At 62.5% G+C, this 19,525-nt stretch carries 24 protein-coding genes and 1 pseudogene; 8 read left to right on the top strand and 17 right to left on the bottom strand.

Annotation, left to right across the window (positions count from 1 at the left end; genetic code table 11):
* Window positions 1–48: 48 nt before the first annotated feature.
* Window positions 49–384 (bottom strand): Grx4 family monothiol glutaredoxin, encoded by a 336-nt coding sequence (gene grxD / locus NKJ12_RS13040; protein ID WP_023674712.1) that lies wholly within the window; start codon window positions 382–384, stop codon window positions 49–51.
* A 162-nt stretch (window positions 385–546) separates the two neighbouring features.
* On the opposite strand from grxD, the gene NKJ12_RS13035 reads away from it, so the two are divergent.
* Window positions 547–1,353, top strand: a complete 807-nt coding sequence (locus NKJ12_RS13035) for a phosphodiester glycosidase family protein (protein ID WP_352477360.1) — start codon at window positions 547–549, stop codon at window positions 1,351–1,353.
* Window positions 1,354–1,365: 12 nt separating this feature from the next.
* Here the strand turns inward: NKJ12_RS13035 and NKJ12_RS13030 are convergent, their stop codons facing one another.
* The 3 genes from NKJ12_RS13030 to NKJ12_RS13020 form a co-directional block, all read right to left on the bottom strand.
* The gene (locus NKJ12_RS13030; protein WP_023674714.1) at window positions 1,366–1,599 is read right to left on the bottom strand and encodes a BolA/IbaG family iron-sulfur metabolism protein; all 234 of its coding nucleotides are present in this window, start codon (window positions 1,597–1,599) and stop codon (window positions 1,366–1,368) included.
* Window positions 1,600–1,685: 86 nt separating this feature from the next.
* Window positions 1,686–3,923: a phosphoribosylformylglycinamidine synthase subunit PurL gene (purL, locus tag NKJ12_RS13025; RefSeq protein ID WP_352703014.1), complete on the bottom strand. Its 2,238-nt coding sequence runs from the start codon at window positions 3,921–3,923 to the stop codon at window positions 1,686–1,688.
* A gap of 148 nt (window positions 3,924–4,071) precedes the next feature.
* On the bottom strand, window positions 4,072–5,484 hold the full coding sequence (locus NKJ12_RS13020) for an aminotransferase-like domain-containing protein (RefSeq protein ID WP_352506428.1): 1,413 nt from the start codon (window positions 5,482–5,484) through the stop codon (window positions 4,072–4,074).
* A 92-nt stretch (window positions 5,485–5,576) separates the two neighbouring features.
* Between NKJ12_RS13020 and NKJ12_RS13015 the strand changes: the two genes are divergently transcribed.
* The gene (locus NKJ12_RS13015) at window positions 5,577–5,822 is read left to right on the top strand and encodes a DUF1127 domain-containing protein (RefSeq protein WP_352506427.1); all 246 of its coding nucleotides are present in this window, start codon (window positions 5,577–5,579) and stop codon (window positions 5,820–5,822) included.
* Window positions 5,823–5,836: 14 nt separating this feature from the next.
* Here NKJ12_RS13015 and NKJ12_RS13010 read toward each other — a convergent pair whose 3' ends face one another.
* Genes NKJ12_RS13010 through purC form a run of 6 tightly spaced genes read right to left on the bottom strand, consistent with a single transcriptional unit; the run spans window position 5,837 to window position 9,340 of the window.
* Entirely contained in the window at window positions 5,837–6,478 is a 642-nt protein-coding gene (locus tag NKJ12_RS13010) for a Pr6Pr family membrane protein (protein ID WP_352506426.1), read from the bottom strand.
* A gap of 4 nt (window positions 6,479–6,482) precedes the next feature.
* A complete protein-coding gene (locus tag NKJ12_RS13005) occupies window positions 6,483–6,893 on the bottom strand; it encodes a hypothetical protein (protein ID WP_352506425.1) in 411 nt (136 codons plus the stop codon).
* 2 nt (window positions 6,894–6,895) lie between these two features.
* Entirely contained in the window at window positions 6,896–7,561 is a 666-nt protein-coding gene (locus tag NKJ12_RS13000; RefSeq protein WP_352703012.1) for a glutathione S-transferase family protein, read from the bottom strand.
* A 31-nt stretch (window positions 7,562–7,592) separates the two neighbouring features.
* Window positions 7,593–8,261: a phosphoribosylformylglycinamidine synthase subunit PurQ gene (gene purQ / locus NKJ12_RS12995; RefSeq protein WP_352506424.1), complete on the bottom strand. Its 669-nt coding sequence runs from the start codon at window positions 8,259–8,261 to the stop codon at window positions 7,593–7,595.
* A gap of 1 nt (window position 8,262) precedes the next feature.
* Window positions 8,263–8,505: a phosphoribosylformylglycinamidine synthase subunit PurS gene (gene purS, locus NKJ12_RS12990; RefSeq protein WP_352477508.1), complete on the bottom strand. Its 243-nt coding sequence runs from the start codon at window positions 8,503–8,505 to the stop codon at window positions 8,263–8,265.
* A gap of 40 nt (window positions 8,506–8,545) precedes the next feature.
* Entirely contained in the window at window positions 8,546–9,340 is a 795-nt protein-coding gene (gene purC / locus NKJ12_RS12985) for a phosphoribosylaminoimidazolesuccinocarboxamide synthase (protein WP_023674725.1), read from the bottom strand.
* A gap of 270 nt (window positions 9,341–9,610) precedes the next feature.
* Between purC and NKJ12_RS12980 the strand changes: the two genes are divergently transcribed.
* Both NKJ12_RS12980 and NKJ12_RS12975 read left to right on the top strand, forming a co-directional pair.
* The gene (locus tag NKJ12_RS12980) at window positions 9,611–9,931 is read left to right on the top strand and encodes a DUF1476 domain-containing protein (protein ID WP_352506423.1); all 321 of its coding nucleotides are present in this window, start codon (window positions 9,611–9,613) and stop codon (window positions 9,929–9,931) included.
* Between the two features lie 118 nt (window positions 9,932–10,049).
* Window positions 10,050–10,823 carry an HpcH/HpaI aldolase family protein gene (locus NKJ12_RS12975; RefSeq protein ID WP_352506422.1) on the top strand — a complete coding sequence of 258 codons (774 nt, stop codon included), beginning with the start codon at window positions 10,050–10,052 and terminating at the stop codon, window positions 10,821–10,823.
* On the opposite strand, the gene NKJ12_RS12970 is transcribed toward NKJ12_RS12975, so the two are convergent.
* Window positions 10,820–11,368, bottom strand: a complete 549-nt coding sequence (locus tag NKJ12_RS12970) for an RBBP9/YdeN family alpha/beta hydrolase (RefSeq protein WP_352649238.1) — start codon at window positions 11,366–11,368, stop codon at window positions 10,820–10,822. The two genes, NKJ12_RS12975 and NKJ12_RS12970, sit on opposite strands and share 4 nt — an antisense overlap.
* Before the next feature lie 271 nt (window positions 11,369–11,639).
* On the opposite strand from NKJ12_RS12970, the gene NKJ12_RS12965 reads away from it, so the two are divergent.
* Entirely contained in the window at window positions 11,640–12,452 is an 813-nt protein-coding gene (locus NKJ12_RS12965) for a VOC family protein (RefSeq protein WP_352703010.1), read from the top strand.
* A gap of 5 nt (window positions 12,453–12,457) precedes the next feature.
* On the opposite strand, the gene NKJ12_RS12960 is transcribed toward NKJ12_RS12965, so the two are convergent.
* The 4 genes and pseudogenes from NKJ12_RS12960 to NKJ12_RS12945 all read right to left on the bottom strand — a co-directional run bounded on the left by NKJ12_RS12960 (window position 12,458) and on the right by NKJ12_RS12945 (window position 15,633).
* The gene (locus tag NKJ12_RS12960; RefSeq protein WP_352506420.1) at window positions 12,458–13,030 is read right to left on the bottom strand and encodes an RBBP9/YdeN family alpha/beta hydrolase; all 573 of its coding nucleotides are present in this window, start codon (window positions 13,028–13,030) and stop codon (window positions 12,458–12,460) included.
* Window positions 13,030–14,337: an adenylosuccinate lyase gene (gene purB, locus NKJ12_RS12955; RefSeq protein ID WP_352703008.1), complete on the bottom strand. Its 1,308-nt coding sequence runs from the start codon at window positions 14,335–14,337 to the stop codon at window positions 13,030–13,032. The genes NKJ12_RS12960 and purB overlap by 1 nt, the downstream gene beginning before the upstream one ends.
* A 59-nt stretch (window positions 14,338–14,396) precedes the next feature.
* A pseudogene (locus NKJ12_RS12950) lies at window positions 14,397–14,896 on the bottom strand (hypothetical protein).
* An 11-nt stretch (window positions 14,897–14,907) separates the two neighbouring features.
* Window positions 14,908–15,633 (bottom strand): DUF2259 domain-containing protein, encoded by a 726-nt coding sequence (locus tag NKJ12_RS12945; RefSeq protein WP_352703003.1) that lies wholly within the window; start codon window positions 15,631–15,633, stop codon window positions 14,908–14,910.
* Between the two features lie 246 nt (window positions 15,634–15,879).
* On the opposite strand from NKJ12_RS12945, the gene NKJ12_RS12940 reads away from it, so the two are divergent.
* A complete protein-coding gene (locus NKJ12_RS12940) occupies window positions 15,880–16,134 on the top strand; it encodes a DUF2171 domain-containing protein (protein WP_254817658.1) in 255 nt (84 codons plus the stop codon).
* 45 nt (window positions 16,135–16,179) lie between these two features.
* Here the strand turns inward: NKJ12_RS12940 and NKJ12_RS12935 are convergent, their stop codons facing one another.
* Window positions 16,180–17,199, bottom strand: a complete 1,020-nt coding sequence (locus NKJ12_RS12935) for a P1 family peptidase (protein WP_352703377.1) — start codon at window positions 17,197–17,199, stop codon at window positions 16,180–16,182.
* A gap of 14 nt (window positions 17,200–17,213) precedes the next feature.
* Complete coding sequence (locus NKJ12_RS12930; RefSeq protein WP_352703001.1) at window positions 17,214–18,287, bottom strand: branched-chain amino acid ABC transporter substrate-binding protein; 1,074 nt, start codon at window positions 18,285–18,287, stop codon at window positions 17,214–17,216.
* Between the two features lie 180 nt (window positions 18,288–18,467).
* Here NKJ12_RS12930 and NKJ12_RS12925 point away from each other — a divergent pair, with 180 nt between their 5' ends.
* Together NKJ12_RS12925 and NKJ12_RS12920 are read left to right on the top strand one after the other, a co-directional pair.
* The gene (locus NKJ12_RS12925) at window positions 18,468–18,962 is read left to right on the top strand and encodes a flavin reductase (protein ID WP_352702999.1); all 495 of its coding nucleotides are present in this window, start codon (window positions 18,468–18,470) and stop codon (window positions 18,960–18,962) included.
* Window positions 18,963–19,186: 224 nt separating this feature from the next.
* Complete coding sequence (locus NKJ12_RS12920) at window positions 19,187–19,525, top strand: XdhC family protein (protein ID WP_352506414.1); 339 nt, start codon at window positions 19,187–19,189, stop codon at window positions 19,523–19,525.

Raw genomic sequence — 19,525 nt, 5'->3', positions numbered from 1 at the left:
CTTGACCCCCGAAAATCGCAGTCGGAAGGTCATACGCAGAAACAGAAGTCAGGCGGCGCCTTTGACGCTGACGCCTTTTTCGACGAGGAAGGTCTGCAATTCGCCCGCCTGGAACATCTCGCGGATGATGTCGCAGCCGCCGACGAACTCGCCCTTGACGTAGAGCTGCGGGATGGTTGGCCAGTTGGAGTAGTCCTTGATGCCTTGCCGCAGTTCGGCCGACGTCAGCACGTCGACGCCCTTATAGTCGGCGCCGATATAGTCGAGGATCTGCACGACCTGGCCGGAAAATCCGCATTGCGGAAAGCCGGGGGTGCCCTTCATGAAGAGAACGACGTCGTTGCCCTTCACCTCATTGTCAATGTAATCGTTGATGCCGCTCATGGAATACCCTTTCATGCCTGTGGGAGTCAGGCTCGAACATTACCCTTCAAATAAACCCATGGGTTGCGCGAAACAAGATGTTTGCCGCCTTGCCATGCAAATGGCGCAAAGGAAGGTCTGATCTTGGGCCAAGCCGTTGGCCACCATTTGTCCCGAGGCGTGATGAAAAGACGGTATCTCGCCGGGGTCGTCCTCGCCGTTCTGTTCGCCGCACTGTCCTTGATCTGGTGGGCCAAGTCGCCGAGGCAGCCACCTCTCGTCGTCGGCGGTGGATTACCGGCGCCGTGCCGCGACGCGAGCTTCGAGGCGGTCGCCTATGTCGTCTGCGAAATCGATCTGCGCCGCTATGACATCGGTGTGTTCCACGCAGGCATTGACGGCAAGGCTTTCGGTTCACTGGACAAATTCGACAAGGCGATGGCGGATCAGGGCCGGCCGGTGCTGCTCGCCATGAACGCCGGCATGTATCACCAAGACCTGACTCCGGTCGGCCTTCTCGTCGAGGACGGCCGGGAGAAGGCGCCGATCAACCTCGCCGACAGCGAAGGCAATTTCTTCCTGAAACCGAACGGCGTCTTCCTGGTCCGGAAGGATGGCAAGGCGGCGGTCATCGAGACAAGCGCCTATGTTGCGACCAGACTGGACGTGATGTTTGCCACGCAATCCGGCCCGATGCTGGTGATCGACGGCCGGCTTCATCCCCGCTTCGAGCAAAACGGCACATCGCGCTATATCCGCAATGGCGTCGGCGTGCGTGACGAAAACACTGTCGTGCTGGCGATCTCGCGCTCTGAGGTCAGCCTCGGCAGCTTCGCCCGACTGTTTCGAGACGCGCTCGATTGTCCCAGCGCGCTTTTCTTCGACGGGGCCGTTTCGGCGCTGTCGAACGGCGAGCGGATGATTGTGGGTGGAAACTATCCAGCCGGGCCGATCATCGCCGTGACCGGTAAGAAGCTTGCGAGCCGGTAACTGCAAGAGAGCTCAGTCCGGCACGCTGGTCTGCAGGGCAAGCGCGTGCAGCACGCCGCCCATGTTGCCCTTCAGCGCGTCATAGACCATCTGGTGCTGCTGGACGCGGCTTTTCCCGCGAAAGCTTTCGGCCACAACCTCAGCCGCATAATGGTCGCCGTCGCCGGCCAGGTCGCGAATCGTCACCTTGGCGTCCGGAATGCCTTCCTTGATCAGCCGTTCGATGTCGTGGGCGTCCATTGCCATGTGAGGATTCCTTGTTCAGGTCGTGATCTCATAGATATGGTCGAAATGGCGGATGAACCACAGGGAAAGGGGCCCACTCGATCACATCACGGGTCCACGACCTCATTTGCCATGAAGCGAGGGAACCAGGATTCGTGGGCGGCAGTCAATTCGCTGACCGGTATCGCACGCGCCTCGCCCAGCTTCAGTTCGCTGCCGCCGGTCGAGCCGATCCACGGCGCAAAAACGCCGAGCTTGTTTTGCTGTTCGCGAATGGCGTCCCATTGCTCGCTCTGCGGGTCGATCGACAGCGTCAAGAGATAGCGGCCCTGGTCCTCGCCGAACCAGACCGGGATTGGATCTGTGCCGATCAGGCCGGGGATGGTCGCGCCGATGCCGGAGGCCATCGCCATCTCGGCCAGCGCCACCGCGATGCCGCCATCGGAAACGTCATGCGCCGCGGTAACGACACCGGAGGCGATCAGTGCCCGCACATGGTCGCCGACCCGCTTCTCGTGGCCGAGATCGACCGGCGGCGGCGGGCCGTCGGCGCGGCCATGAATGTCGCGCATATAGACCGACTGGCCAAGATGCGTTCCCCACATGCTCGGCGCGCCGACCAGCACGATCATCTGGCCTTCGGCGGCAAAACCGATCCGTACCATCTTCGACCAGTCGGCAATCAATCCGACGCCGCCAATGGTCGGTGTCGGCAGGATGCCTTGGCCGTTGGTCTCATTGTAGAGCGAGACGTTGCCGGAGACGATCGGGAAGCCGAGCGCCCTGCAGGCATCGCCAATACCTTTCACCGCGCCGACCAACTGACCCATGATCTCCGGCCGTTCCGGATTGCCGAAATTGAGGTTGTCGGTGGCCGCGAGCGGCAGAGCACCGGTGGCGGTAAGATTGCGCCAGCATTCGGCAACCGCCTGCTTGCCGCCCTCGTAAGGGTCGGCTTCGCAATAGCGCGGCGTCACGTCGGAGGAGAAGGCGAGCGCCTTGGTCGGGTGGCCGTCGACGCGCACGACACCGGCGTCGCCGCCGGGAAGCTGCAACGAATTGCCCTGGATCAGCGTGTCGTACTGCTCCCACACCCAGCGGCGCGAGGACAGGTCCGGTCCGCCCAGCAGCTTGAGCAGTGCCTCGGCCACGTCGGCTTGCGGTGCATCGCCGGCCAGCGGCGCCGGCTTCTTCGGCTCGACCCAGGGACGGTCATATTCCGGCGCTTGATCGCCGAGATCCTTGATCGGCAGGTTGGCGACCTCGTCGCCCTGGTGCAGCACGCGGAAGCGCAGATCGTCGGTAGTCTTGCCGACGATGGCAAAGTCGAGGCCCCATTTGTGGAAAATCGCCTCGGCCTGTTTTTCCTTTTCGGGGCGCAGCACCATCAGCATGCGCTCCTGGCTCTCCGAAAGCATCATCTCATAGGCGCTCATGCGCTCTTCACGCACCGGCACCTTGTCGAGATCGAGCTCGATGCCGAGGTCGCCCTTGGCGCCCATCTCGACCGCCGAGCAGGTGAGGCCGGCGGCACCCATGTCCTGGATGGCGATAACGGCGCCGGACGCCATCAGTTCGAGGCAGGCTTCGAGCAGGCATTTTTCGGTGAACGGATCGCCAACCTGCACGGTGGGCCGCTTCTCGTCGATCTTGTCGTCGAACTCGGCCGAGGCCATGGTGGCGCCGCCGACACCGTCGCGCCCGGTCGTGGCGCCGAGATAGACCACCGGCAGGCCAACACCCTTGGCTTCCGACAGGAAGATCGCATCAGTCTTGGCAAGTCCCGCCGCAAAGGCATTGACCAGGATGTTGCCATTGTAGCGGGCGTCGAAATTGACCTCGCCGCCGACCGTCGGCACGCCGAAGGAATTGCCATAGCCGCCGACGCCGGAAACGACACCGGCAACGAGGTGCCTGGTTTTGGGATGGTCCGGCGCGCCGAAGCGCAGCGCGTTCATCGCCGCGATCGGCCGCGCGCCCATGGTGAAGACATCGCGCAGGATGCCGCCGACGCCGGTCGCAGCTCCCTGATAAGGCTCGATATAGGAGGGGTGGTTATGGCTCTCCATCTTGAAGACGACGCAGTCGCCGTCGCCGATGTCGACCACGCCGGCATTCTCGCCCGGGCCCTGGATGACTTGCGGCCCGGTGGTCGGCAGCGTGCGCAGCCACTTCTTCGAGGATTTGTAGGAACAATGCTCGTTCCACATCGCCGAAAAAATACCAAGTTCGGTAAAGCTCGGTTCGCGCCCGACTAGGTCGAGGATGCGCTGGTACTCGTCGGGCTTCAGCCCGTGCGCGGCAATGAGTTCAGGAGTGATCGGCACGGAATTGGAAATGGTCATGATCGGCAATTGTGTCCTTGGGATCGAGTCCCGTCTTATCGCAAGCGATGCAGCCGATACACCCCGTTGGATGACTAAAACGATGGAAAGCAACAGCTGACCGCAAGTAGCGAAAGATCGCCACTCGACCCGCCGGTTTCAAGCCGGTTCAGGAAAAGCTGTCGTAGCCGGCGCGGCCTTCGTCCAGAAGCCGCCGGATTACCGCGACGCCGTGCGCGATATCGTCCCGCTGTCGCGGCTGCGAGATGCCAAACCGCACGCCATGAAAGGCCTGTTCGGAACGCCCTGCCTTGAACTCATCCTCGTCGTCGATGAGCACGCCATGTTCGAGGCAAGCCTGTTTGAAGGTGCCGGACAGCCACGGGTCGGGCAAAGTGAGCCAGACGAACGGCACATTGTCCAGCGCCTTGAAGTCGAAGCCGTCGAGTGTCTCGCGCACGATCGCGATGCGCGCACCGATCTCGGCAATGCTGCGCTTGCGCATCTCGGCGGCCTGACCGGACAGCACCAGCCGGCTGCCCACCTCCGCCAGCAGAAAGGGCAGGCCGCCCGTCATCATCTTATGGGCGACCCGGATGCGGTGACGGTAGGCCGGCGGGCAAGCGAGCCAACCGCCGCGAACACCCGCCGCGACCGATTTCGACAGGCCGCCGGCAACGATGGTCCGTTCGGGAGCATATTCGGCCATTAAAGGCGTTGGGTCATCGGTCAGTCCACCATAGAGATCGTCCTCGATCAGGACGACGTTATATTGACGGGCGACATGCGCGATTGCTTCGCGGCGCGATGCCGACAGCGTTGTCAGCGTCGGGTTCTTCGCCGTCGGCATCAAAAAAATCATCTTCGGATGCTTTTGTGCGCAGACGCGCTCGAAATCCTGGGGATCTATGCCCTCGTCGTCAGCCGCCACCAGCGCGGTCCGGCGACCGATCAGGCCGGCACTGCGGGAGATCTGCGAATAGGTGAGGTGCTCGAAGACGACATAGTCGCCGGGGGCGGTGAGTCCCGCAATGGTTGCCATCACCGCGGCGTGGGTGCCGAGCGTGGGAACGATTGCATCCGCCGCCGGGCGATAGGAATTGCGCGACAACCAGCGCCTCCCCGCTTCCAACCAGCGGTCCGGGAAATCACGAGTATAGCTTGAAATCTCATGCGGATGGTCTTGCGCCGTGCGTGTCAACACGTCGGCGACGATGGCACCCTGGCCGACATCCGGTGCGGCCGTGCTATCGAAGCGCAGCTTGTCGCCGGGCGCATCCATATAGCGTGTGCCTTGTTCGACCGGCCCCAGGAAATCCGGCTTTGCGCTCTCCGACTGTTGAGCGATAACATAGGTTCCGCGGCCGACCTCGCCGCTGACCAGTCCCCGCTCGCGCAGCAATTGATAGGCCCTGCCGACCGTGCCGACGGTCGTGCCGATGTCGTATGCCAGATCGCGCTGCGGCGGCAGCTTTGCCCCTGCACCGATCAGGCCGCGGTCGATGTCCGTCTCGATGGAATCGGCAAGCCGCTGATAGAGCGGGCCGGTGCGGGCGGTCAGGTCCGGAAGCCAAGTTGTCATGGTGACAATTTTTTACATTGCACCGAAATGGGAGTCAATACATATGAAGCGGGCCGCACGAAAGGCACAATTGCAATCTTGGCAGAAAGACAATGGGTACAATAGAGACAATCCGCTACGCGGCAGTTGAATTGACCGGAAGCCGCTCGTCGGGCCGGAGATCCTATGTTCGCCGGATCGTGCAAGTGGTCACGTCATTCGTCCGATGGATCGATGGTCTGCTGGAGCGCCGGCGCAGTCGGCTGGTCCTGCTCGAGATGACCGACGATCAGCTCAAGGACATCGGTATCTCGCGCTGCGATGCCCATCGTGAAGGTCTAAGGCTGTTCTGGGACTGATGCGTTCGAGCGCTTCAGCGGACGCTCGCCGTCCTGAGCCGCGCGACGCCGCGGTCCACAAGCACCGCCACAATACATAGCACGAGAAAAAGCCCCGTGATGGCCACGGCCGAGACGGCGACGCTGGTCGCGCCGTTCTTGGCGACGTTGAGGAACGGGTAGGGCACTTCGCCCGATATTGGCGCCCGCGCCAGTACATAGGCCAGATACGCGATCGGATAGATCATCCACCAGGAGATGTCACGCCACCGCGTCGAGCCGTCGGCGCCCGCCACAAGCCACCACAGCACGAACAACACCGGCGTCACATAGTGCAAGAGCACATCGCAGAGCAGGAACAGCCCTCGCGGCTGCCAAAGCCGCGCCAAGACCGTTGCATAAACGATGAGAACCAGCGTTATGGCGACGGCTACGCCCGCCCGCATCCGTGGGGCGGCAAAAGCCGGAAACCAGGCATAACCCGTTGACGACAGCAACGAGGCATGGACGAGCACCGCGCCGATATTGGTCAGGATGGTGAAGAAGCTGAAATAGAAGACCAGCGAGCCGACAAAGCCGCGGCCGGCTTCCATTGATGCCGGGACGGTGATGCAGAGCTGCAGGACGAGCCCGGCCAGGCCGACGACCAGACCGGTGATCTGCAGCAAGCGACCCATTGGGCTAGGCAGCAGCGCCACAGGCCGGATTGCCCGTCTGCCAGCGGGTAATGTCCGAGCCGATGCGGGCGCCGAGCGGTTCCGCCATCAATGGGCCGAATACGTCGACGCGGCTCGAATTGCCTTGCGCCTGCACGACCAGCAACGGCTTTCCGCCATAGTGTTTGGCCGGCACCAGCAGGAAGCGCGGTGTGCCGCTGAACGAATTCAGTTCGTTGGCCATCTGATAGGATTTGAACGCAGGGTCCTTGCTGGCGATCCAGCATTTGTGGGCAGCTATTGCCACCTGCTCCATGGCAAGCAGTGACGCGCTCTTGCCCGCCGGCGCTGGCGTGCTCTTCGGGCCTGACTGGCAGGAGGCGAGTACAAGACCGGCGGAAGCGGCGAGGGCGAGGCGGGCTAGTGTCGATCGCATGGTCAAGCGGCGCCCATCTCGAGTTCGGACAGAAAGATCTTCAGACCGTCCGTCATCTCACCCCAGACGCGCGACAGCGCCGGGTGCTGCAAGGCGATTTGCTCATAGGCAACGAATTTCGGATAGGCATCAAGCAGGTCGGGGCGGCCGATCGTCGCCCTAAAATTGTTGAAGACGAAGCGGGTCGGCGTCAGCCACGCATCGGCGAAGGAGATGTCGTCGCCGAGCGCGAACGGGCCATGCGCCATGCGGGCCTCGATTGCTGCAAGCCCGTGATGCAATCGGGCGAACTGTGCCTTGATCTCGGCCTCGTTGCGCTGCGGCACGAAATAGAGCTCAAACAGCTTCATGGTGGGGGCGAGCACGTCAAGGTCGGTGATGCGAGCGAACATGCGCACCAGTGCCCGGTCCTTCGAATCCTTGGGCAGCAGCGCTGGCTCGGGAAAGCGCTCCTCCAGATATTCGGCAATCACCACCGATTCGACGATCGTTTCGCCCGAGCCGGTGATCAGCACCGGAATCCGGTTCAGCGGCGAGATGGCACGAAATGCCTCGGGGATGGGAAACCCAGGCGGCGGTGCAATGACCTTGAGCGGCACGTTCTTGATGTAGGCCAGCGCCCGCACGATCGACGAATAGGGCGACAACGGCCGCGAATAGAGTTTCATGACCGTCGCTCCAGGAGGAAAATTGAAGGCATCAAGCGGCGATGCCCAAGGCGCCTTCGAACAGCGCCCGGCCGTCGCTGCCGCCATGCGCCGCTTCGATCAGGTTTTCGGGATGCGGCATCAGGCCGAGCACGTTGCCGCGGCCGTTGACGATGCCGGCAATGTCGTTGATCGAGCCGTTTGGATTGGTGCCTTCGGCATAGCGGAACACCACCTGGCCTTCGCCTTCGAGGCGGGCCAAAGTTTCGGCGTCGGCAAAATAATTGCCGTCATGGTGCGCTACCGGTGCGCGGATGATCTGGCCCGGCTGGTAGCGGCGGGTGAACATCGTGTTGGCATTGGCGATCTGCAGCTTCACCTGGCTGCAGACGAATTTCAGCGAGGCGTTGCGCATCAAAGCGCCCGGCAGCAGGCCGGCCTCGACCAGGATCTGGAAGCCATTGCAGACGCCGATGACCGTGACGCCCTTGGCTGCCTTTTCGGCGACAGCCCGCATTACCGGCATGCGCGCGGCAATGGCGCCGCAGCGCAGATAATCGCCAAAGGAAAAGCCGCCGGGAATGGCGATCAGGTCGACATCGGGAATTTCGGTGTCCGTCTGCCAGACGGTGACCGGCGGCGTGCCGGAAATCTTGGTCAGCGCCGCGATCATGTCGCGGTCGCGATTGAGGCCGGGGAGCAGGACGACGGCTGATTTCACCTCAGGCGATCTCCACCGCGTAATTCTCAATCACCGTATTCGCCAGAAGCTTGTCGCACATGGCTTTCAGATCGGCCTCGGCCTTGGCCCTGTCGCCCTCGGCAAGCTCGACATCGAAAACCTTGCCTTGCCGCACCTGGCCGACGCCGCCGAAACCCATTGCGGACAGCGCATGCTCGATTGCCTTGCCTTGTGGGTCTAGCACGCCGTTCTTGAGGGTTACGGTAATGCGGGCCTTGATCACGCTGGACATGCTCCTGTTCACCTGTTGAGCGGGCAAGCCGTCAGTGCGGCTTGCCTTTGACGCCGTCGGTCGATGCGACCAGCACCGGCCCGGCCGGACGCGGCGGTTCGTTCTCGTTCATGATGCCGAGGCGGCGGGCAACTTCCTGATAGGCTTCGACCAGCCCGCCCATGTCGCGGCGGAAGCGATCCTTGTCGAGCTTGTCCTGCGTCGCCACATCCCACAGCCGGCAGGAATCCGGCGAAATCTCGTCGGCGACGACGATGCGCATCATATCGCCTTCGAACAGGCGGCCGCATTCGATTTTGAAGTCGACGAGCTGGATGCCGACGCCCATGAACAGTCCGGAAAGGAAGTCGTTGACGCGAATGGCCAGCGCCATGACATCGTCGATCTCCTGCGGGCTCGCCCAGCCGAAGGCGGTGATGTGCTCTTCCGAGACCATCGGATCGTCGAGCGCATCGGCCTTGTAATAGAATTCGATGATCGAGCGCGGCAGCACGGTGCCTTCCTCGATGCCGAGACGCTTGGCCAGCGAGCCGGCGGCGACGTTGCGCACCACCACTTCGAGTGGAATGATCTCGACTTCCTTGATCAGCTGCTCGCGCATGTTGAGCCGGCGGATGAAGTGGGTCGGAATGCCCATCCGGTTGAGATGATTGAAGATGTGCTCGGAAATGCGGTTGTTGAGCACGCCTTTGCCATCGACGATTTCATGCTTCTTCTTGTTGAAAGCGGTAGCGTCGTCCTTGAAGAACTGGATCAGCGTGCCAGGCTCCGGTCCCTCATAAAGGATCTTGGCCTTGCCTTCATAAATGCGGCGGCGATTTTTCATCTGATTTTTCTCTGGATTTGCGGGCAGGCGGCAAGCGACCAGTTCCTGTCCGTCTGCCTAAAATAAGATGGCGACGGTGGGGTTCAATGCCGGTGTCTATCCCAATCGCACTGTTTGCTCAATCGGCAAATCCTTTCAATCAACCGCTTTCGGGGACCGAAATGCCGCAGCGCAGCAACCAATGTAGCATATTGACCGGCCGGCGCCCTTTTGGTTTGTGCTCCGGCAACACATATTGGCACGACGAATCGGATTTCACGGAGGGATGCCATGAGCAGCATGAAAGACCGCGAAGAGGGCTTTGAGCGCAAATTCGCATTCGACGAGGAACTTCGGTTCAAGGCCGCGGCACGCCGCAACAGAGCGCTCGGCCTGTGGGCTGCCGAAAAGCTCGGCAAGTCAGGCACCGATGCCGACGCTTATGCCAGGGAAGTGGTCGTCAGCGACATTGAGGAAGCCGGCGATCACGACGTTTTCCGCAAGATACGCAAGGATTTCGATGCGGCCGGCATTGAGCAGTCGGACCATCAGATCCGCCGCACCATGGATGAATTGATGGCGCAGGCGATCGAGCAGATCAAGAACACCTGATCCTTCTCGATACCGATCGAATGCTGGACCAATCGACCGCTCGGCCCAACCGGGCGGTTTTTCTTTGCCTTTGCGGTCATTTCCGGCTGAATTGTTGCAACCAAAGAGGAAATCGCCAATGTCCCTGAAGTCACGCCTTGCGGCCGACGAGACACTGTTCACCGCATGGTCAGGCGTGCCGGATGCTTTGACGGTCGAGATACTGGCCAGACAAGGATTCGACGCGGTTACGCTCGACATGCAGCATGGTGGCCATCACGAGGACAGCGTGCTGCGCGGGCTTGTGCCGGTGCTGGCCGCCAACAAGCCGGCTTTGGTGCGCATCCCGGTCGGCCGCTTCGACATGGCCAGCCGCGCGCTCGACTTCGGCGCCGAGGCTGTGATTGCACCGATGGTGAATTCAGTGGCGGACGCAAGGCTGTTTGCCGCCGCCATGAAATACCCGCCGCTCGGCGAGCGCTCCTGGGGCCCCACCTATGCCTTTCCGCGCCATGGCAAGGGCGATCATGCCGACTGGCTGCGCGACAGCAACCAGCGCACCATGGCGTTCGCCATGGTCGAAACGCGCGCCGCGCTTGCTGCACTCGACGGCATTCTCGACACGCCGGGTATCGACGGCATCTTCCTCGGCCCGTCGGATTTCTCGATCGCCTGGTCGAAGGGGACCACCGTCAGTTCGACGCTGGAGAGCATGATGGAGACCGTCGCCTCGATCGCCGAGCGCACCCGCAAGGCCGGCAAGCATGCGGCGATCTATGTGATGGAACCGGCCATTGCCGGTCGTGTGGTGTCGATGGGTTACCGGCTGCTGGCGATGGGTTCGGAGCATTCTCTGATTTCGCTTGGGGCAAAGACCCTGCTGAGCAGCGTCAGGGATTCGATCGCTTCCTAGAGATCCGTCAGGAATTTCGCGAACGTCATCGAACCTTCGGGCCAGGGGCCGAAGCCGGAATCCGCGTTGAGATGACCGGCATCGCCGGCGTCGATGAACAGCGAGCCCCAGGCCGCGGCAATGTCCTCGGCGACGCCAAAGGCGCAGAACGGGTCGTTGCGGCTGGCGATCACCACCGACGGAAATGGCAGAGGATCGCGCGGATAGGGACCGAAGGTCATCAGGTGCCTCGGCTTTATCTTTGGATTGGCGACATCGGGCGGCGCCACGAAGAAAGCGCCGGCGACCGGTCGCTCGAACCGAGACAATGCCTGGATGACCGCGGCGACGCCAAGCGAGTGAGCGACAATGACGACCGGCCGCTCCGCCTCGTTAACCGCCTTGGCGACACCGGCCGTCCAATCCTCGCGCACCGGCTTCGACCATTCCGTCTGTTCGACGCGGCGCGCTGTCGATAGTTTCGCCTGCCAGCGGCTCTGCCAATGATCGGGGCCGGAATTGGTGTAGCCCGGCACGATGAGAATATCTGCTTCCCTGACTTTCATGGCGCGCATGTAGCGAGAGGCGCTGTCGGGTGCAACCGGGTATAAACTCAACAGCGACATGCAAACGCACCTCTCATGAGCCCGGTCTGCTCGCTATTGTGAACACCTTGTTCGCTTCTTGCGCTCTTGTGTGAACGATAGCGATCGACGATCTGTCGCCAGGAAAGAATGGCTGTTCCGAGATTTTGGCACGGACACGGCGTAGAATGATTGATGGCGCCGGGTTCCTCCGTTGGAAGCTTGTCGAGCGCCGGCGGAACGGAGCACTTTGATGAGCGAACTGCCTTTTGCCGCAACGACCCCGGTCAGCGTTGCCCGCGTCGGCTTGCGGGCGCGCGATGCAGAAAATCTCGCTGCCTACTATCGCAAAGTCGTCGGTTTGCAGGAACTGAGCCGCGCCGGCGGCACGATTACGCTCGGCGCAGTCAATCGCCCTTTGCTCGACATCGAAGCGGATCCGGCTGCGAAACCCGATGACCCGCGCAGCGCCGGTCTTTTCCACACCGCCTTCCTGCTCCCTAGCCGGGTCGATCTCGGCCGCTGGATCAACCACGCCATCGCCGGCAAGATTGGCATCGAGGGCGCGTCCGATCATCTGGTCAGCGAGGCGCTTTATCTTACCGACCCGGAAGGCAACGGCATCGAGATCTATGCCGACCGCCGCCCCCAGGATTGGAAATGGAATGGCGACAAGATCGCGATGGCGACGGAGCGGCTGAACATTCCGTCGGTCATTGCCGAAGTGCCGGCCGGTGACGTCGGCTGGCAGGGCGCGCCGGAAAACAGCATTATCGGCCACGTCCATCTGCGGGTCGGCCGGCCGGAAGAAGCCGAAGCATGGTGGCATCAGGAGTTCGGTTTCGACACCGTGGCAAAATACGGTGGCGCGGCGGTATTCTTGTCGTCCGGCGGCTACCATCACCACATTGGCGCAAATGCGTGGCAGAGCGCGGGTGCCGGCCGCCGCGATCCCGCCCGCTCCGGCTTGGCCTGGGTCGAGATGCGTTCGGACAATGTGGCTGATGCAACGACCCGCGAGGATCCGTGGAGCACGGTGATCAGGACCGTTCCCGGCAAGGCGTAGTTCGGTTAGAGCTTCGCCTTTTCAAGCAAGCGGCCAAGCATCAGCAGGCCCGCCGGCCACAGGCCGAGGCCGGCCTCGTTTCCCATATGGCCGAGATCGCCGGCATCGGCGATATCCGCGCCCCAGGCTGCGGCAAAAGCGGTCGCCTTGTCGAAAGTGACGCGCGGGTCGCTGCGGCTCGCCACCACCAATGCCGGGAAGGGCAGGCGCTTCAGCGGCATCGGCGCGAACGGGCGCACCGCGTCGAATGAGGGATCGGTATCCTCGACATTGGTCGCGGCAACCAGGAATGCCGCCGCGACCTTGTCGAGTTGGCTTTGACTGGCGCCGGCAGCCCACTTCACCGCCGTCGCCACCGCCAGCGAATGCGCAAGTAGCACGACGCGGCGCGGTGCGGCGGCCACCGCGGCATCCACCTGGCCGATCCAGTCCCCAGGCTTAGGCCGGTCCCACTCGGCCTGCAGCACGCGGCTCGAATTGGGGAACACCCGGCACCAATGCGACATCCAATGATCCGGCCCGGAGTTGCCGCGCCCGGGCAGGGCAAGGAAATCGAAATCTCCGGCCGACGAAATCATCAGGCCTCTCCAAACACTCGGCTAAAGATCGTATCGACGTGCTTGGTATGATAGCCCAAGTCGAATTTTTCGCGGATCTCGGCCTCGGGCAGGGCAGCGACAACGTCCTTGTCGGCCAAAAGTTCCTCAAGAAAATCAGCGCCTTGCCCCCACACCTTCATCGCGTTGCGCTGCACCAGCCGGTAGGCGTCCTCGCGCGAAACGCCAGCTTGCGTCAGCGCCAGCAGCACGCGCTGCGAATGCACAAGGCCACGGAATTTGTTCATGTTCTTCAGCATGTTGTCGGGGTAGACGAGCAGTTTGTCGACAACGCTGGTCAGCCGTGAGAGCGCGAAATCGAGCGTCACCGTCGCGTCGGGCCCGATCATGCGCTCGACCGAGGAATGCGAGATGTCGCGCTCGTGCCACAGCGCCACATTCTCCATTGCCGGCAATGCGAACGAGCGCACCATGCGGGCAAGGCCGGTTAGATTCTCGGTCAGCACCGGGTTGCGCTTGTGCGGCATCGCCGACGAACCCTTCTGGCCGGGTGAAAAGTACTCTTCTGCTTCGAGTACCTCCGTGCGCTGCAGATGGCGCACCTCGATCGCCAGCCGCTCGATCGACGAGGCGATCACGCCGAGCGTGGCGAAGAACATCGCGTGGCGGTCGCGCGGGATCACCTGCGTCGACACCGGCTCCGGCTTCAGTCCCAGTTTCTTGGCCACGTATTCTTCGACATATGGATCGATATTGGCGAAGGTGCCGACCGCGCCCGAGATGGCGCAGGTGGCGATGTCCTCGCGTGCGTGCACCAGCCTCTCGCGGCAACGCGAGAATTCGGCATAGGCCTGCGCCAGCTTGACGCCGAAGGTGGTCGGCTCAGCATGGATGCCGTGGCTGCGGCCGATGGTGATGGTGTCCTTGTGCTCGAAGGCGCGGCGCTTGAGCGCCGCAAGCAGCCCGTCAATGTCGGCCAGCAGGATGTCGCTGGCGCGGGTGAGCTGCACGGCAAAACAGGTGTCGAGAACGTCGGAGGATGTCATGCCCTGGTGGATGAAGCGGGCATCCGGCCCGACGAATTCGGCAAGATGGGTGAGAAAGGCGATGACGTCATGCTTGGTGACGCGCTCGATCTCGTCGATGGCTTCGACATCGAATTTCGCCGCCCCGCCTTTCTCCCAGATGGTCTTGGCGGCCTCCTTCGGGATAACGCCGAGCTCGGCCAATGCGTCGCAGGCGTAGGCCTCGATCTCGAACCAGATGCGGAACCGGGTTTCGGGCGACCAGATGGCCACCATTTCCGGCCGGGAGTAGCGAGGGATCATCAGTCGGTCCTGACTTGCGAGAGCATTTGCCCGCGTCCTAACAGAGGCAGGCAAAATGCTCAACGTTGCTGGCGCGCAAACCAGACGCTGGCGACAGCGAGCGCAATGAAACCGAGCGGAAAATACAGCCGGATGCCAAGGACGACGAACTGGTAGAGTGCCGTCAACATCGTGAACACGAACTGGAAAACCCAGGTGATGGTGAACGCGGGCGCATGCCATTGGACATAGTAGGAGCGGTATTGCAGCCCAAAGAGGCCGCCGGTGAAGACAATCGTCGCTGCGAGAAGGCAGACGAAGGCGGCGGCGAGGGCGATCTCCCAGTGGCGTCCGAGCGAGACGAGCCGCGCCAGGAACAGCCCAATCGGGAAAGCGAGCGCACCGCCGGCTGCATAAAGCAGCGAGACGAAGCGGATCTTTGCCGGGGTCTCCCAATTGTACTGCAGCAGATTGAGCAGCGCGCTGGCGCCCATCGCCATGGCCCACAGCAAGGCACCGGCAATGCCGTGCGCAGCGACGGCAGAGCGCGGCGGAGACGATGCAGGGCGCGATAGCGCATGGCGGGGAACGTCACAGGCGACCGGTTACCGCGATCCAGCGATAGTCCGGCCCTTCGAAGCCGTATTGGCGCACTGCGATCAGCACGGCATAGGCGCTGAGGCTATTCAGTGAAAATGTCTGAACCGCGCCGATCTGGTAGCCATTCGGACAGCCTCTGCTTTGCGGGATCGATTTGTCCTCGTGAATAATGCTCGTCTGACCGCCGTCCTTCGCCTCGATGCGCAGCAGGCGAAAGCCATTGATCTCGCCCTGGCTCTGGCAGCGCTCGGTGTCATTCATGCCGATCTGGTCGAGCCGGAACTCGAGCGGCTCGTCGACCGGCGAAAAGATCGGGCGCGGATTGACCACCATGCGGAAGGGATCGGCAGAAAGCTCGGTCACCGGGTTGAAGCCGGCGGTGATGCCGCGATTTGCCTTCAGTTCCGCCTGACTGACGATCGCTTCGCCCTTTTGCCGGGCCTGCAGCCGCGCCGCGTCCACCGCGGCATTCTCGTCGTCGAGCCGGACACGGATCGGCGAGCCCTTCAGGAAACTGTCGTCGGCCGTGTCGATATAATAGCGGTTTGCATAGGGAAATCCCGATCCGTCCTGGACGCCGTATTCCTCGAAGGCAAAGACCCCGCCATCGCGGCTGAAGCCGAGGATCTCAAGCTCGGCGACATCGCCTGCGTGGGCGGCGGCCAAAGTTGCAAGCTGGGCAAGCAGGCAGACGGCAAACAGAGCAAGATTTCGCATGGGGAATTCCATTCAGGCGGTCGACGCCGTTAAATTCCTATCACGATGCCGTCAAAAGATCGTGCTGACTGAAACACAAAGTCGATGCATCCAATCCGGCTGTCGTTTGTTATTGTCTCCAGCTTCACCGCATCGTGCCTTCCGAAAATCAGGATCGATTTCGGAAGGCACGGCACATTGAGTCAAAATGTTTAGAGCGTCCTTTGCGCGTTCAAAAGGGTGCGCGGCGCTATAAGGGAGACCCCCATGACAGATGCAGCCAAGATTCGCGAACGTATGGAAGTGATCGGCGCCGACGGGGTCCATGTCGGTACTGTCGACAAGGTTGACGGAGATCGCATCAAGCTGACCAAGCGCGACAGCGGTGAGGGCGCTCACAGGGGTCATCACCACTTCATTCCTCTCAGCCTTGTCGCCGAGGTCGAGGGCCAAAAGGTGCGGCTGTCGGCAAACTCCGACGTTGCGGTCACGTTCGAGGAAGAAAAATCCGACCCCACTTGATCATAAGTCCAGTCCGGTTACGGCAAATCCGAATAAGCGGCGCGGTCAGCGCGACGACCAGACCGGGAACAGATCGCCCTCGGCCGGTGTCGCGGCAAAGACGCCGCGGCTGATGGCGCGCGCCATCGTGGCGCCGGCCGCGGCGTAGAGATCGATTGCATCGTTGGGCCTGAGCTCGATGCCGCTCTTGCCCGTTGCCAGCGCGAAGACCAGATCGCCGTCTGCGGGCGTGTGCGTCGGCCAAATGGCACGGACAAAGCCGTCATGCGCTGATATCGCCAGGCGTTTGGCGGCGGCCTTCGTGAGTACCGCGTCGGTGGCGATCACGGCGATGGTCGTGTTGGCGCCGGTTTCCGCCTGCTCTGCGGCATGCTTGTCACGGAACTTCAGCAGGATCTTTCTGGCATCGTCAGGCATCGGGTGGGGAAAGCCTAAGCCGCCGAACTCGTCGCCGATCTCGAACGGCGCCGCCCAGAAATTCCGGGTCCCGGCGACAGTCACCGAGCCCGTCGGGTTGACGGCAGCGAGCGCGCCGATGGTGACGCCGCTGTCCAGCACTGTCGAGGCCGAGCCGAGCCCGCCCTTCAAGCCGGAGCTCAAAGCCCCGCTACCTGCGCCGGCAGTGCCGAGCGCAAAGTCGATCGCGGCGGCTTGCGCGGCTTCGTAGCCAAGGTCGCGGTAAGGCGGATACCGGCCCCAATCCTTGTCGCCGCCATTGCGCAGGTCGAACAGGATCGCCGCCGGCACGATCGGCACCCGAAAGCCGCCGACCTCGACGCCGATGCCTCTTTCGCGCAAGGCCGCCTGCACCCCTGACGCGGCGTCGAGGCCAAAAGCCGAGCCGCCCGAAAGCACCACGGCATGGATGGCGTGGATCGAATTGTGCGGCTCGAGCAGGTCGGTTTCGCGGGTACCTGGCGCACCGCCCAGGATTTGCACGCCGGCCACGGCCGGTTCGTCGCAGATGACGGTGGTCACGCCGGATTTCAGCTTCGCATTCGCCGCATTGCCGACACGCAGGCCGGCGACGTCGGTGATGAGATTGCGCGGACCCGTACGGAACATCCCCGTGCTGGACATCATTGGCTCTCCGCCGGCACGAAACGGCCGCCGTCGAAACGGTAGGCTCGATAAGGATTTTGCGTCAGGTCACCTTTTTCGTCAAAGCGGATCGGTCCGATCGCCGTGGTGAAGTCATGCGCGGTCAGCACGTCGGCCAGTCTCTCGCCTGAGCTTTGCGTCATTGCCGAAGCCGACTTGGCGATCTCGACCGCGGCATAGGCGGGCAGGGTGTAACCTTCCGGCACGATGTTTTGCCCGGCAAAGCTCTGCAGCACCTTGGGGTCGGCGACATCGGCCCATTCGGGCGGCGCGATCATCAGCGTGCCGATGGCATAAGGCACATCGCCGAGCGGCGCGCGCAACGCTTCGCCGCCGGCAAACACCATGCCGGTATTTAGCTGGCCAGCATCCCGGCCCATAATGGCGACATCATCGCCGTCGCCGCCGGCAAAGACATGCGTTGCGCCGGCTTTCTTAAGTCGGCCGATCAGGCCGATCTGGTTGTCGAGCTGCGGCCGGAACGTGTCGACGAACACCGGCTTCAGAGCCGCTTGCTCGGCGGCTGCCCGAAACGTCTCGGCCATTTCGCGGCCATAGATCGTGCCGTCGTCGACGATGGCGAACAGCTCGGCCTGCCATAGGCGGGTGAGGATGGCAGCGACGGCATTGCGCTCGTCGTCGCCGCGCGGCCCGAGACGATAGATCGGCCATCCCGTCTTGGCGCGCCGGTCGGTCAGGCTTTCCGTGCGAACGCCGACTGTGATCACCGGTATGCCGGCATCCTTGAGGATCGGCAGAGCCGCCTCGATTGCGTCGGTGCACAAAAACCCGATGACGACGTTGACCTTGGCCGCGGTTAACTCCCGCGCGGCGGCGGCGCCACCATCGGCCGTGCAGGCGTCATCGATCGTCGTGATTTCGGCGTCGTTCGCTTCAGCCGCCGTTGTCGCGCCAGCCTCGATCTGTTTGCCGAGGATCGCCGACGGCCCCGACAGCGGTGCCGCGACGCCGACCCGCAGCCTCTCGGCGCTCGCACCACCGGCGACCGAGAGCCAGGCCAGCACCGCTATTGTGGTTGTCCAAGGTCGCATGCGAGCGAAGAATTCCTCCGCGCCGATCGCGTGTTCTGTCGGCGCCAATGCCGTCAAGACCTAAAGGCTGGCCAGCTTTGGCGCAACACGGGAATCCAGGATATACGTCAAGCACTTCGCTTGTGGGCTGCAATATCCCCCCATATATAACGGTTGGTTCTGACTAGTGGAAAATCATCGGTGCTGAAGAAGAATGACATCGGGCCGCAGGCCTACCGCGACGCGATGGCCCATTTTGCCGGTCATGTGCATGTAGTCACCACCGATGGCCCCGCCGGCAGGCGCGGCGCGACGGTGATCGCGGCCTGCTCGGTGTCGGACACGCCGCCAACCATCCTGGTCTGCCTCAATCGCGAAAATCCCAAGAATGAGCCGTTCGTGGAAAACGGCAAATTTACCCTGAACACGCTGGCTTCGGATCAGGAGCCGCTGTCGATCGGCTTTTCCGGCATGACCGGCCTGCCGGTCGAGGAGCGTTTCGCGTTGGCCGAATGGGACGTGATCTCGACTGGTGCGCCGACGCTGAAGGGCGCGCTCGCCGTCTTCGACTGCGAACTGATCGACTCCAAGGATCTGGCCACGCACCGTGTGCTTTTTGGCAAGGTTACAGGTTTGCGCATCGGCGATAACTTGCGGCCGCTGATCTATCACAACCGCGGCTACCACGCTCTGTAGAGGCTTTCAGATGGCTGCGCCCGCGGAGACAGAATGACCGAGTGGAAAACCGCGTCCGGCGCCGCGGATGATCGACGAGACGCTCGATCTGTTGCCCCGTGCGGATTATGTGGCGGAACCGGTCGCTGGCAACCGTGCTGTTTATGGGTTCGGTCGACCCGCGCGGGTGGATCGAGGCTGGCGTGAAGCGCGTCGCATAACCACATGTCTCTCAGGGAGAAATCATGGAACGCAGTATCTATCTCGATGAGGCTCGCGACCCGCTGATCATCGCGGAGGGCTGGATGAAGGACGGCAAGGATGTCGCCATTGCCACCGTGGTCGAGACCTGGGGCTCGGCGCCGCGGCCGGTCGGCAGCCACCTGGTCATCGACGCCGAAGGCAATTTCCACGGCTCCGTCTCGGGCGGCTGCGTCGAAGGCGCCGTAGTCACCGAGGCGCTCGAGGTTATCGATAGCGGCAAGGCCAAAATGCTCGAATTCGGCGTCGCAGACGAGACCGCCTGGCAAGTCGGCCTGTCATGTGGCGGCCGCATCAAGGTCTATGTAGAAAGATTGGGTTGA

The organism is Mesorhizobium sp. M0195, from assembly GCF_040322115.1.
Lineage (GTDB): Bacteria > Pseudomonadota > Alphaproteobacteria > Rhizobiales > Rhizobiaceae > Mesorhizobium.
This window is presented reverse-complemented; position numbering and strand designations above follow the sequence as displayed.